Source organism: Iodobacter sp. CM08, from assembly GCF_033446605.1.
Taxonomy (GTDB): Bacteria; Pseudomonadota; Gammaproteobacteria; order Burkholderiales; family Chitinibacteraceae; genus Iodobacter.
The window spans coordinates 1-12,889 of sequence record NZ_JAWQUO010000016.1 but is presented as its reverse complement, the minus strand read 5'-3'; the positions used below and the strand labels follow the sequence as shown (position 1 = coordinate 12,889).

Here is a 12,889-nt window from a genome sequence, read left to right as displayed (position 1 = left end):
GTAAATCTTGGAAAACACAGCACAGCAAGACCCAGCAGCAGCATACGGCGGTTATGACGCACTAGCACATATCGAAAAACAAGCCGGTGCGCTAGATTCTGAAATTGGCGGCATGGCCGGTGGCGGTGGCGTACCTGATGTGGTTCACATGGATGATACCCACGCCAATGAGGCAAAAATGATTCTAACCATAGCGCGGGAGTCGTTTGTAGGCATCTACCCCAGCCTTGCTGCGATTTACACAGACGACCGAATTGAACGCATCGCGGTAGCTGCTGGCCCGCTACTCGCAAAATACAATCTATCAAGCGGCGGCATTCTGGAAAAGTGGGGGCCAGAAATCGGTTTGGCGGTGGTTGCGCTACCGATTGCACAGGAAACCATTAAGGGCGTGCGCCAGGACCGTGCCGCGGCCAAAGAACAGGCGGAAAAAGAAGCGGCGGCAAATGAACAAGCCAGACACTAAAACACCCGTAAAACACGCCTCTTCTACGCCCACTATTGGGCGTATGAACGAGGCCAATATTCAGGCCGTTTTAGGCGCGTCAGGATCAGGAAAAACCAGCTATGTTATGCAGCAGCTACGTCAGCACAAACCCACACGCGTTCTGGTGTGGGACACGAAGGGGGAATTCGCAGAAGAAGGCCACGCCCGCGCCGTTCACTCTCTGGAAGAGCTGGTTAAATTGGCGCGTGCGTCAGAGTCTTTTAGATTGGCGTTGGTTCCTTATGGAAACAGCAAGCAAATGGCCAAGTTATTTGACTTGTTTTGTATGGCCGCTTTTCATCTTGGGCGGCTTACGCTGGTCGCGGAAGAATTGGCAGAAGTTACAAGCCCTACATTCGCCGTCGCAGGTTGGAAAAAATGCACCACCCAAGGGCGTACTCAGGGGCTTACCATTTATGGGCTTAGTCAAACCCCAGCCGATATTGATAAAAAGTTTTTCGGTAACGCCACGCTGATTCGGTGTGGCCGGTTAAACGAGCCCATCCACGCCAAGAAAATGGCGGGCATTTTAGGCGTACCGGCGCAAGAGATTTTAGATATGCCTGATTTTCACTTTATCGAAAAAAACACACGTCTACGCGAAATCACACGCGGCAAGCTCGCCTTTCGTTAATCAAAAACGTCACACTCTGTGGCGTTTTTTTTCATCTTTTTCGCCTTAATTTGCAAATAAATGGGGGCGTATAACACGCGTGTTTTACCCGTATAGGACGGGTAAAAGGGCCAAAAATGGCCTATTTTCTTTCTAAAAAATATCATTGAATATGCAGGCTCTTAATCAGTTTTAATTAATTTAGCCAAGGGGCTGCAAATGAATTCAACAGTAAAAAGCGCTTTACTTATCGTAGGTGTAATCGCGGTGGTTTGCCGTGTTGCTGCGTTGCGCGATATCGTTTTTGATACAAAAAAAGCTTAATTAAAAGGCGCTTGCTATGACAATGCAGAAAAAAGAAATGCCATTTATGAACGTCGTAGCAGGCTCTACGGCGTCACTATCTTTACCGTGCGGGCCTACTTATGAGCGCTTATATTTGCGCATGACAGGGACAACTTTTAATAAAACGCACATCACCGATATTCGCGTAAAAGTAAATGGCAAGCTAATCCATCAGGCAGATGGCATTACGTTAGAAGCATTTAATGCTTATTCCGGCATGGCGACCGACGCCAATATTTTAACCGTTGATTTCACTGAGATTTTCGCTAGGGATCGTGTGGGCCAATCCATTGGCGCACTAGGGACAGCGCGTGGCGTTAATAGCGTCATGCTTGAGGTTGATATCGCAGGCACAGCCGTTGCACCGACGCTTGAATGCTGGTCGTTCACGTCTGGGCCTGCCGATATCGGCGTTTTAAATAAACTGCTTAAATATCCTGTCAACATTGGCGGAGCGGGCAAGTGGCCTATTGCTTTGCCGTATGGCCCCAATGGCACGATGATTAAGCGGGTTTATATTAAATCAGCCAATTGCACCGGCTTAGAAATTAAAAAGAATGGTGTGGTCATTCATGACACCACTAAGCCGGTCAATGAATTTTGGCAAAAAGAAAATCGTAAAACCCCGCAAGCCGGTTTTTATATTTTCGATCCAGCAACAGATAATAATTACGATGATATGTTGCGCACTGATAACGCGGGGTCATTGGAATTTAATGTGTATATGTCCGGCCTCGAATCAATCATGGTATACGGCGAATATCTTGATCCATTAGCCAATCTATAAAGGGTTAAACATGGATGAAACAAACGTTTATAGCACACAGGGCAAAGATTGGACGGATATGCTGCAAGGCGTATTGGGTAGTGCCGCTAATGGTTGGATTAATCGGGAGTTTTATCAAGACCCGCATAGCCAAGTAGAGCTGGGGCCAGATGGCAGCGTGCACAGGAAGGGCGAAGAGTCCAGCCCAACTGCAACAATCAAAAAAGCCGCGCCAATGCTAATGATTGGAGTGGGCGTATTAATTCTTGTCTATTTTATGAATAAATAAAAATAGGGGCCGTTTTACGGCCTCTATTTAAAAAGGAATAAATATGGCAGGAATGGGGTTTAATTTTGACAATATTAGCGCTAGCTCTAGTATTGGCGACAAAATTGATTTATCAGGCGGTCGGCAACAAAACTCATTTTTAAATCAGTTTAAATTTGGTGATGTGATTGTATCGGGCGATGGCGGCCAAAATATTGCGCAAGATAGAAGTAGCAGAGATTCAACCACTTTAAGTGCATTCTGGAAAGAAGACACCGAATGGGGCGCAAATGAAAGCGAAGCGAATGCGGGGCCAAAAGGCCCATTAAACAAAATGCCCATTAAAAAAAGTCCAGGTGATCAGGCCAGCGCTGATGACTCTGGCTTAATGACTTATTTAATTGTGGGCGTGGTGTTAGTGGGCGCTGTGTTCATAATTAAGAAAAAAAAGGCTAAATCATGAGCTGGTTTAATATGTTTGGCGGGGGGGATAAAAGTTCTAACTCAACAACAAACCAAACCTACAACACAACCAATAACACGCAAAATACAAGTACCAGCACAAGTAATTCAACCAACAATGTAAAAGATTATAGCCAGCATGATTCTAGCTATAATTCGCATAATTTAACCAATAACGATAACCGAGTATTTAATACCACAGACAATGGGGCGGTAAAAGCGGCGTTAGATATGGCTGAAAAAGCCAATGTGGGCGCGTATGATTACGGCGTAAAAATTAGCACTAATGCTATGGATGCAATTGGACAGTCTGCGCATTTATCGCAACAAATTAGCGAAAAGGCAATGACGCAAAATAGCGACTTAGCCAATATGCTAGCGAAACGAGCCATTGATAATAGCAAAGACTTTGCTGATTCATTTGCCAAGGCGGAAACAGATTTCGGACACATTCTTGCCGATAAATTGAGTATTGCGGCGGATAAAACCGCTGAAAACGCCAGAATTGCCAATGGTCAGGTAGCCGACGCATGGAATAACGCAAAAACAGGCAATGGCTTAGGTGACTTTAAATACGTGCTGTATGTGCTCGGTGCAATTTCCGCAATTGCAGTATTTAAAAAGGGTTAAATATGCAAACGTATGAACAGGTTTTTAGCAGTGATGGCACGTATGTATTAAATCAAATGGCCAGCTATTTACGCATTTTGGATTGCTCCGGCCCTGTGAATGTTCGTTTATTTCAAGGTGGTCGTGTCATTGAAGAATCCCGCAATGTAGAAGCCGGTTATTGGCTAAAGCAAGACGCGGGAAATTACTTTGATCGCATTGAGGTAGATAGCAAAGCCGGTTACATCAAGCTAGGGATTACAAGCAATGCTAATGCCGGTTATGACAGAGTATCCGGCAAGGTCGATTCAAGAGCGGTAACGGCGCTTTCTGTTTTAAATAAGCCCATGTTGATCGTGGGCTTGGCGGAAGTTGTCGTTGTGCCGCAAAACGTAGCACGCGCTTCGCTTCGCTTATTTAATACCAGCACGGCCAATATCTGGATTGGCGGCGCGGGCCTAAATATCGTTGATGCGGCTATTAAGCTAGCAGCAGGCGAGTTGTGGATTGAAGAAACCGCAGCGGGCGCAGCTTGGGTTGCTATTGCTGATGCTGCGGGCGCACAACTCAAAATTCAGGAAATTATTTACTAATGGGCCGCCTAACACGTCGCATCTACAAATCGACTGTGGGCGTAGTCAACACATACGGAAGGCGAAAGATGGCCGGTGAAGTTATTCATTACGCGGGATCAACCCCGCCCAGCGGCTCGCTGCTGTGTAACGGTGCGCTAGTCAGTCGTACCGCTTATGCAAATTTATTTGCCGCAATCGGCATTTTGTACGGCGCGGGCGATGGCAACACCACCTTTGCGCTGCCTGATTTACGCGGCGAGTTTCCACGCTTTGCCGATGCAGGGCGCGGGATTGATGCGGCGCGGGCGGTGGGGTCGGGTCAGGGCGGGGATATTCAGGGGCACAAACACCCGCTTGTACTGACTGAAGGCAATCAGGTGGCGGGAAATATGGTCGCGGCGCAAGGGGGAGCAGGGACGTTGGCATTTCCATTGGGTCGAGACGTTGCAACAACGCCTTCTAACTCTTCCGCATCTGTTGGCGCAGTTGGCGGAAGTGAAACCCGCCCGCGCAATATCGCGCTTCTTCCGTGTATCTACTACTAAAAGGGGCCAAATATGGCACAAATTAACTTTAAGGCAGCGCACAGTTTTGATCCGGCAACCGGCGAATATCTTGGCGCGACACTGGCACAGCGTAGCCCACTAGAAACGGATGTTTACCTTCTGCCTGCGGGTGCAACATTTATTGCGCCAAAAGAACCGGCGGCGGGGAAATGGCCGTTTTGGACGGGTGCGGTATGGGAAATTAGAGCGGTGGCCGTGTAATGAATAAAAAAGCCGTGGTGGCTATCGCGCTGGGTCTGGGCGGCTTGTGGCTGCTAATGGCTAAAGCGCAAAAGGCAGGGGATAAGCAGGCTAAAGACGGCTTCTTTTTGCCTGATGTTTTTGGGTTTATTAAAACCAGTGCAACAAATTTTTACGATGGAATTACGGATATGGCGAATGTCGACTTTAAAGCGTCAATGACTCAAGGACGCGGGAATAAATACGGCTCAAAACTGGAAGAAATAGGCGGGAGAAATGGATTGCCGCCTTATTTATTGGCAAGTATTGCGTTTAAAGAGTCCCGATTCCGTGACGAAGTCATTAACGGCAAGGTGAAGTCTGGGGCGGGGGCTGCGGGCATGTTTCAGTTAATGCCAATGCACTGGAAAAGCGTGGATCCATTTAATTGGGAAAGGGCTGCCGACTATGCCGCCAAAATGCTGGCAGGGTTTTATAAGCAATTTGGCGGCAGCTGGGTAAATGCGGTGGCCGCATATAACGGCTACCCCTCTGTATACAAGCAATGGGCTAAAACACGTTATGTGGATGTTTCTAAGTTGACGAATGAAACACAGGATTATGTCGACTTTATTTGTTCAAATTTGGGTTGGGATTACTGAGCTGGCAAAGCAAGGCCATTGTGTAGGCTGAATTGCTGGGCTGGTGTGGTAAGTCCGCCATTTTGTTGCACGCCACAATGGTCTTTTTACTTGGTTTGGCTGTGGCTATTTGTTGCTCTAGGCATTCGTTCTTATCCGCCGTGATTGATAGCTTTCTGCAGGCTTCAATGCTTGGGGCGTATGTTTTTTTATCGTACCGATAGATTGCTTCAGTATCACCAGCAAAAGCCAGCGCATTAAAAGTGACTAGTAACAAAAATACGGCGGTTTTCATTTTGCGCCTTGGGCGTTTGGGTTTAGGGGTGGTACGTGGCGATATTAACGGATAAACAAATGCTATGGATAGCAGGCGGTACTGCACTGTTGCTTTATCTGGCAGTCCATAAGGTAAGTGGCGTGGTGAGCGGTGCATTTGATGCTGTGGCCAATCTGCCAGAAGTCATTAAAAAGATGGATGCAGAAAAGAAAAAAGAAATCATAAGCACTTACAAGGTGCAATTTTTGATGTCTGTTAAGGCGCTGACTGGTGTGATTCCGGCCGATTTGATGGAAGAGCAAATTGTTATGTCTTACATGCCTTATGACTTGGTTCAGGACCTGGACGGTATGCCGTTTGTGGGTTTGTGGGCTGCGGCAAAGGCTTATGCAGCGGGCAATGCAGTAAAAGATTACAGGAAAAACAAAGGAAAGCCGGTGAAAAAGCACTGGTGGGATTTTTAATTAGTCACTTAAAGGTAAACCATGAAAAAACGTATTCAATACTTGTTAGAGCGCCTGCGGGAGCCGTCAACATGGGCGGGGATTGCGGCGCTGGGGGCTTTGTCCCATGTAGACCCGACTTTGATTTATAACGTGGGGGTCGTGGGGCCGGTGGTGGCCGCTCTGCTGGGGGTCTTTCTGCCTGAGCAACGAGAAGCCGCATAATGATAAGTCGGGGCGAGATTCGGAGTGTCGTGCTTGCCATCATTGCGGGCGTGGGGTCGATGTGGGTTTATGAGCGAGTCAAGGCGCGACCTAAACCGGATCGCGCCCGCGTTACTGAGTATGATTGGCAGAGCTGGGGCCAGCAGAAAGCGATTAAAGGGAAGGAAAAGACGTGGATTGCTTAGCTTTCTTCGTGACTTTGACTTAAAGCGGCCAACTTGGCCGCTTTTTTCTTTTTCAGCAGGCGTAGGCGTTTGAGTTCGGCTTTATGTAGGGTTTTGCGCATTTGCTCGCGGGCTGCGGCAAACAAGATTCCTTCTTCGTGGCCGGTATCGACCGGCAGTAGTTTAGGGACAGTCGCTTTGGGCGCCGAAACCGGTAGCGGAAAATCAGGATATGCCAAGGCGAACCAAGGTAAAAGTTCTGGCCGTTGTTTGGGTTTGGGCCATTGGCCAGAGTCAACATAGTGGTTTAATTGGTCGCGGTAATACTTAGATTGTAAGATTCGAGAGGCTCTATTGGTCTGATTAAAGCAATCAAGGCCCAATATGAAGGTAGAATAGTAAGTTAGTTCTGCATCATTTGCGGCGGGTGGGTGGTGTGATCGCTGTATTGCGGCGCTTTTTAGCTTGGCTTGTTCGAGGTGCAGTTTAAAGGCTGTATCTTTTTGCAGACGCTTTTTAAGCATATTTGGCCTGTTTACACTACGTTACAATAAATAAAACTACGTAGTTTTATTTCAAAAAGGGCGTGAATATACGGCATTTTTGAATGGTTAAATCAGGCGAAACAGTAAGCAACAACTTGACATAATATACATTATGCGAAGTAATATATAACAATCAAATCCACATTGATCTATATCAAGTAACGCCAGCTAACAAGGTATATCCTGTGTGTATTCCGTTTTATGTAACCAGCCAGCAGTTTTCAGAGCTAGCCCTATTTAAGCAACACCTTGCGCCTTACTTATAATACTTCCGGAGATCAGAAAATGACCGTTTCTAACATTCAAGAACTTGATGCACTGATGGTGCGAGTCAAAAAAGCGCAGCAGCTTTTTGCCACTTATTCACAAGAACAAGTCGATAAGATTTTTCGCGCTGCGGCGCTGGCTGCGGCAGATGCGCGTTTGCCGCTGGCTAAATTGGCTGTAGCTGAAACAGGCATGGGTGTACTTGAAGACAAAGTAATTAAAAATCACTTTGCCTCTGAATATATTTACAACGCGTACAAAGACGAAAAAACCTGCGGCATTTTAACGCAAGATGACGCCTACGGAATTATCACCATTGCAGAGCCTATTGGGATTATCTGCGGGATTGTGCCAACGACCAACCCTACTTCCACCGCTATTTTTAAAGCGCTGATTGCACTTAAAACCCGTAACGGTATTGTATTTAGCCCGCATCCACGCGCTAAAAATTCCACCTGTGAGGCGGCGCGTATTGTATTGGATGCTGCCGTAGCGGCTGGCGCACCGCGCGATATTATTGGCTGGATTGATCAACCAACCGTCGAGCTTTCTAACCAACTGATGAAGCACAAAGATATCAATCTGATTTTGGCAACCGGTGGCCCAGGTATGGTTCGTGCAGCCTACTCTTCCGGCAAGCCCGCCATTGGTGTGGGTGCGGGCAATACGCCAGTTGTGATTGATGAAACTGCCGACATTAAACGTGCTGTAGCGTCTATTTTGATGTCTAAAACCTTTGATAACGGTGTGGTTTGCGCATCAGAGCAATCTGTGATTGTGGTTGACAGCATTTATGAAGCGATGAAAGCCCGTTTTGCTCAAAGCGGCGGCCATATTTTAAGCAAAAAAGAAGCCGAAGCCGTTCGTAAGGTGATCTTGATTGATGGCAATCTAAATGCTGGCGTTGTTGGCCAAGCGGCCGTCAAAATTGCTGAGATGGCGGGCATTAAAGTGCCTAGTTACACAAAGATTTTGATTGCTGAAGTATCCTCGACTGGCGAAGAAGAAGCTTTTGCCCACGAAAAACTCTCCCCAACACTGGCCATGTACCGCGCTAAAGATTTTTATGAAGCGGTCACTAAGGCTGAAGCTTTAGTTGCACTCGGCGGAATTGGCCACACCTCGGCGCTATATACCGATCAAGATCAGCAGCATGAGCGAATTGCTTATTTTGGCGACAAAATGAAAACCGCCCGTATTCTAATCAACTCCCCTGCTTCGCAAGGCGGGATTGGCGACCTTTACAACTTTAAATTGGCTCCGTCCTTAACGCTGGGTTGTGGTTCATGGGGTGGTAACTCTATCTCAGAAAACGTGGGGCCAAAACACCTGATCAACACCAAAACTGTCGCTAAACGGGCCGAAAATATGTTATGGCACAAACTTCCTAAAAACATTTACTTCCGTCGCGGTTGCTTGCCGTTTGCACTGGCTGATTTATCTAGCAAAAAACGCGCGACTATCGTTACTGGCCCTTACTTGTTTGCCAATGGCTACTGCGATGAAACAATTAAAGTGCTGAAACAAATGGGCATGGAAGTTGAAGTGTTCCACGAAGTAGAAGCCGATCCAACTCTAGAGGTGGTTCGTAAAGGTGTTCACTCCTTAAATATGTTTAAACCTGACGTGATTATTGCGTTAGGTGGTGGCTCACCAATGGATGCCGCCAAGATTATGTGGGTGATGTACGAGCATCCAGAAGTCCATTTCGAAGACTTAGCACTGCGCTTTATGGATATCACCAAGCGTATTTACAAGTTCCCTAAAATGGGCATTAAGGCTGAATTGGTTGCGATTCCAACCACATCGGGCACAGGTTCAGAAGTGACGCCATTTGCGGTGGTTACGGATGAAAAAACCGGCATGAAGTACCCAATTGCCGATTACGAGCTCACACCAAATATGGCGATTATTGATGCCGATTTAGTGATGAATATGCCAAAAAGCTTGACTGCTTTTGGTGGGATTGATGCGGTAACGCACGCTTTAGAAGCATATGTATCGGTACTTGCGAATGAGTATTCTGATCCGCAAGCCTTGCAAGCCTTGAAGTTACTTAAAGAAAACCTACCATCGTCTTACTTGAATGGCGCAAAAGACCCTAAGGCGCGCGAATTAGTGCACAACGCTTCCACCATTGCTGGGATTGCCTTTGCCAATGCATTCTTAGGGGTTTGTCACTCCATGGCGCATAAACTGGGTGCTGAGTTCCATCTGGCACACGGCTTAGCCAATGCCCTGCTAATCTCTAATGTAATTCGTTTTAACTCGGCAGATATTCCAACCAAGCAAACTGCATTTAGCCAATACGATAGACCGCAAGCGCGTTGTCGTTATGCTGATATTGCCGAGCATTTAGGCCTTGGTGGCAAAAATGACGAGCAAAAAGTACAGAATCTGATTGCTTGGATTGAAGAGCTAAAAATAACGATCCAGATTCCTGCTTCAATCAAAGAAGCGGGCGTGCCTGAGGCGCTGTTCTTATCTAAAGTAGATCAGTTGGCAGAAGAAGCCTTTGATGATCAATGCACCGGCGCTAATCCACGCTACCCGTTGATTTCAGAGTTAAAACAATTGCTGTTAGATAGCTATTACGGCAATGCTTATGTAGAAAATCATTTGCGTGAAGAAGCGCTTGCTAAGTAATTATTAGTAAATGCATAAAACAAACCCCATCTAGCATGGGGTTTGTTTTTGCCTGCTATCTATTGTGCTATAGGCATTATTCCGCAGCAGATAGATTCCAGAATGCCTGTTTTACATAAGGGCGCTTTTGGATTTGCATAATTAATGTATCTAACTTACCAGAATCAACCTTGCTAGAAAGCAACGTGGCGGTGATTTCCACATCATCATCCCCAAACGGTTCTACATTTAAATCACCTAATGGGTATTCAATTTGCGTTAACATCGATTCCAATACATTAAGCGCGTGCTTTTGCCGATCGCCATCTACAATCATACAAACCTGATAGCTAACCTCGCCGCTCTGATCATTAATCGGTGAGCGATTAATTGCATTCACTACGGGGCGTAATAAAGTATTAGCCGCTAATACAAAGATAGCCGCAAGCAAGGCTTCTGCAATTAAGCCAGCACCAGAGCACGCGCCCACTGCAGCCGACCCCCAGAGTGTGGCCGCAGTATTTAGGCCGCGCACATTCAAACCCTCTTTCATAATGGTGCCCGCGCCCAAAAAGCCCACGCCAGAAACCACATAAGAGATTACCCGCGCCGCACCATCTGGCCCGTGCACACGATAAGCCAGCCCCACAAAAATAGCCGCCGCCAAAGAAACCAGTGCATTGGTTCTAAGCCCCGCAGTGCGTTGCCGATATTGGCGCTCATAGCCAATGATAGAGCCCAAAATAAATGCGGTGCTTAAACTAACCAAAGAATTGAGTAGCCAAATCAAATCAAAGCTTTGAATAAAGAGCATTTAACTCTCCTTGTTATTGTTATTAGATAAATCAGTAATAAAAATTAATATAGATTAACATGCAAATTAAATGGCGGGTTATCGCCCAAAATTAGCCCGCGCAGCCGTTGCAAGGTGATATGCAAGTAAATAGGAATGGCGCTAAACAAGCCTATGGAAAGGCTAAATAGACACCGTTACCGCCAAGCGGCAAGGTAACGGCAGATGGGGATCCGCAATTACCTTGCCGCTATTGATCGATAGCAATTCGATAACTAAAACTTTCCACCAAGGATCTCCATCAAATAATGACGCTAAACCATACCCCTTCAGGGTGGGGTCGTCTACCTTGCTGAATGTATTTGTAAATTTTACACGCAAAGTAATGGCAGCTCTTGTTTGCGCTGCAATACAGCAAGTTAAATGGCATTTAAGAAATCAGCAACCTCCAACAAAATAAGTTCATTATCATCGGCTTGGTTGGGCTCGCGGCTACTAGAAAATGGCAGGTTATTATCATTGCCCACCACAATATGCTTAGCATCCACGATGTCAACGTTTTCAATGGTAAAGAAAGGAAAGGTAAATACGCCATTATTGAGTGGCTTGCGAGCAAGCTTGGCGGGATCGGCAATATTCATTAAATCGATATATGCAATTTTACGTAGCGGGCCACCGACATTGGCCTCGCTTAATGCCACCTTGTAAATACGCTTGAATTTAGCCAGATCATGGAAGCAATCGCTACGCTTTTTCCCTTCAGGGCAGGCCTTATCTGCCGTACCTTCGCCATTGTCCCGCTCAATAATCAAGCCGGTTTGATCGTCGATCATATTGAAATCACCAATCGCATTCGCGTTGTTTTCTAATACGTACTTCCAGTGTCGTCCAGTCCACGCTTCCTTTTTTACATCGAACTCCAGTACGCGTAAATAGTCTTTGCCTTGCAGGTTTTCATTGGCTTTGGTCGCCACATCCCAAACCGCCCCTTCTAGCAAGGCGTAGAGTTTGCTGCCATCTTTAGATGCCGCCATGCCCTCAAAGCCTTTTGATCGACGAACTTGAAAATCTACGTTTGCGCTTGGTGCGGCGGGCGTTGTAATGGCTGGGTGGTCAGGTGATCGAATCACTTTGCCGTCTAGCAAGGTGTCAAACACCGCCAAGACCTTGCCTTTTAAATCAGCCTTAATCAGGAATGGGCCAAATTCATCACCAATCCATAGTGCCCCACCTGCAAATTGAAAGCTCTCAGTATCAAAATCGCTGCCCGTTAAATAACGCTGCTTGCTGCCTTCGTGAATAATTCGAAATGGCACTTTTTTTTCTGGATCATGTAAAAAAATAGTCTCTAGGCGCTGCATCTTGCCGCTATTAAAATCCACGGCGTAGTGGTTTAAATACAGCATGGCATCGGCAGAATTAGCCTTAGCGCCAAAGCCGTTATCCGTGATAATCCAAAAACTGCCATCTGGCATTTTCTTAATGCCAGAATGCCCTTGCAAGGGCTGGCCCGTAAAAGGAAGCGATATCCCTGTTGGGCGCCCAAATGATAAGCCTTCAACGGAGGCTAAATCTTCTACGCGTTTACCCGTCGTAAATTTGCCACTGATTTTTAAATCTTCAGGTGCATCTTGAGGTGCAGGGATAAAGGATTTAGCCGACATAACTGCATGCCCAGCTAGCACTACTGGGAACTCAGTTTGCGCATAGGATGCCGTAGAGAGCAGCGCTAGAATGCTAAATAATATAGAGGGATGAGCCATAGATACGTCAAATTCCTAGTAGAGAATGAAGGCATATCCTGCGTAAGTAATGTGACGGGGCAATGAATAGGTGCTAGCCCCTCTGCCGGAAGGTTTGGAAAAGACTATGTTTTTACTCGCCTGATGATGTTTATTTTTCAAAAAAGCCATGTATTGCCTGTGGGTCAATATGCTGTAGATACCGTCTTGCCGGTCAAGCATTTTGATACTCAGCTTGATATTTTTTTTGTGTTTTCAGGACGCCGAAGCACAGGTGAACCAATTTGCGCATGCAAGCACCAAGCGCCGACTTTTTG

General features: G+C 46.5%; 17 protein-coding genes. 13 read left to right on the top strand and 4 right to left on the bottom strand.

The window, feature by feature from the left end:
- The first annotated feature begins 7 nt into the window (after positions 1-7).
- From R6242_RS10800 to R6242_RS10755, 10 genes are all read left to right on the top strand, one after another.
- Positions 8-466, top strand: coding sequence for a hypothetical protein (locus tag R6242_RS10800; RefSeq protein WP_318426606.1), 459 nt, complete (start codon positions 8-10; stop codon positions 464-466).
- A complete protein-coding gene (locus tag R6242_RS10795) occupies positions 447-1,121 on the top strand; it encodes a hypothetical protein (RefSeq protein ID WP_318426604.1) in 675 nt (224 codons plus the stop codon). The genes R6242_RS10800 and R6242_RS10795 overlap by 20 nt, the downstream gene beginning before the upstream one ends.
- Positions 1,122-1,440: 319 nt before the next feature.
- Entirely contained in the window at positions 1,441-2,232 is a 792-nt protein-coding gene (locus R6242_RS10790; protein ID WP_318426602.1) for a major capsid protein P2, read from the top strand.
- Positions 2,233-2,242: 10 nt separating this feature from the next.
- Positions 2,243-2,500 (top strand): hypothetical protein, encoded by a 258-nt coding sequence (locus R6242_RS10785; RefSeq protein WP_318426600.1) that lies wholly within the window; start codon positions 2,243-2,245, stop codon positions 2,498-2,500.
- A gap of 43 nt (positions 2,501-2,543) precedes the next feature.
- Positions 2,544-2,942, top strand: a complete 399-nt coding sequence (locus tag R6242_RS10780; RefSeq protein ID WP_318426598.1) for a hypothetical protein — start codon at positions 2,544-2,546, stop codon at positions 2,940-2,942.
- Positions 2,939-3,571 carry a hypothetical protein gene (locus tag R6242_RS10775; RefSeq protein ID WP_318426596.1) on the top strand — a complete coding sequence of 211 codons (633 nt, stop codon included), beginning with the start codon at positions 2,939-2,941 and terminating at the stop codon, positions 3,569-3,571. The genes R6242_RS10780 and R6242_RS10775 overlap by 4 nt, the downstream gene beginning before the upstream one ends.
- Before the next feature lie 2 nt (positions 3,572-3,573).
- The gene (locus R6242_RS10770; RefSeq protein WP_318426595.1) at positions 3,574-4,143 is read left to right on the top strand and encodes a hypothetical protein; all 570 of its coding nucleotides are present in this window, start codon (positions 3,574-3,576) and stop codon (positions 4,141-4,143) included.
- A gap of 68 nt (positions 4,144-4,211) precedes the next feature.
- Complete coding sequence (locus tag R6242_RS10765; protein WP_318426593.1) at positions 4,212-4,670, top strand: phage tail protein; 459 nt, start codon at positions 4,212-4,214, stop codon at positions 4,668-4,670.
- Between the two features lie 12 nt (positions 4,671-4,682).
- A complete protein-coding gene (locus R6242_RS10760) occupies positions 4,683-4,892 on the top strand; it encodes a hypothetical protein (RefSeq protein WP_318426590.1) in 210 nt (69 codons plus the stop codon).
- A complete protein-coding gene (locus tag R6242_RS10755; protein WP_318426588.1) occupies positions 4,892-5,512 on the top strand; it encodes a lytic transglycosylase domain-containing protein in 621 nt (206 codons plus the stop codon). Before R6242_RS10760 ends, R6242_RS10755 begins: the two co-directional genes overlap by 1 nt.
- Here the strand turns inward: R6242_RS10755 and R6242_RS10750 are convergent.
- Complete coding sequence (locus tag R6242_RS10750) at positions 5,481-5,786, bottom strand: hypothetical protein (RefSeq protein ID WP_318426586.1); 306 nt, start codon at positions 5,784-5,786, stop codon at positions 5,481-5,483. The genes R6242_RS10755 and R6242_RS10750 overlap by 32 nt on opposite strands.
- Before the next feature lie 59 nt (positions 5,787-5,845).
- Here R6242_RS10750 and R6242_RS10745 point away from each other — a divergent pair, with 59 nt between their 5' ends.
- Entirely contained in the window at positions 5,846-6,232 is a 387-nt protein-coding gene (locus R6242_RS10745; RefSeq protein WP_318426583.1) for a hypothetical protein, read from the top strand.
- A 21-nt stretch (positions 6,233-6,253) separates the two neighbouring features.
- A complete protein-coding gene (locus tag R6242_RS10740) occupies positions 6,254-6,436 on the top strand; it encodes a hypothetical protein (RefSeq protein ID WP_318426581.1) in 183 nt (60 codons plus the stop codon).
- A 181-nt stretch (positions 6,437-6,617) separates the two neighbouring features.
- Here the strand turns inward: R6242_RS10740 and R6242_RS10735 are convergent, their stop codons facing one another.
- Positions 6,618-7,124 carry a hypothetical protein gene (locus R6242_RS10735; protein WP_318426579.1) on the bottom strand — a complete coding sequence of 169 codons (507 nt, stop codon included), beginning with the start codon at positions 7,122-7,124 and terminating at the stop codon, positions 6,618-6,620.
- 306 nt (positions 7,125-7,430) lie between these two features.
- Between R6242_RS10735 and adhE the strand changes: the two genes are divergently transcribed.
- A complete protein-coding gene (adhE, locus tag R6242_RS10730) occupies positions 7,431-10,058 on the top strand; it encodes a bifunctional acetaldehyde-CoA/alcohol dehydrogenase (RefSeq protein ID WP_318426577.1) in 2,628 nt (875 codons plus the stop codon).
- Between the two features lie 76 nt (positions 10,059-10,134).
- Here the strand turns inward: adhE and R6242_RS10725 are convergent, their stop codons facing one another.
- On the bottom strand, positions 10,135-10,851 hold the full coding sequence (locus R6242_RS10725; protein ID WP_293934959.1) for an MgtC/SapB family protein: 717 nt from the start codon (positions 10,849-10,851) through the stop codon (positions 10,135-10,137).
- A gap of 398 nt (positions 10,852-11,249) precedes the next feature.
- Positions 11,250-12,593, bottom strand: coding sequence for an esterase-like activity of phytase family protein (locus R6242_RS10720; protein ID WP_318426574.1), 1,344 nt, complete (start codon positions 12,591-12,593; stop codon positions 11,250-11,252).
- Positions 12,594-12,889 lie beyond the last annotated feature (296 nt).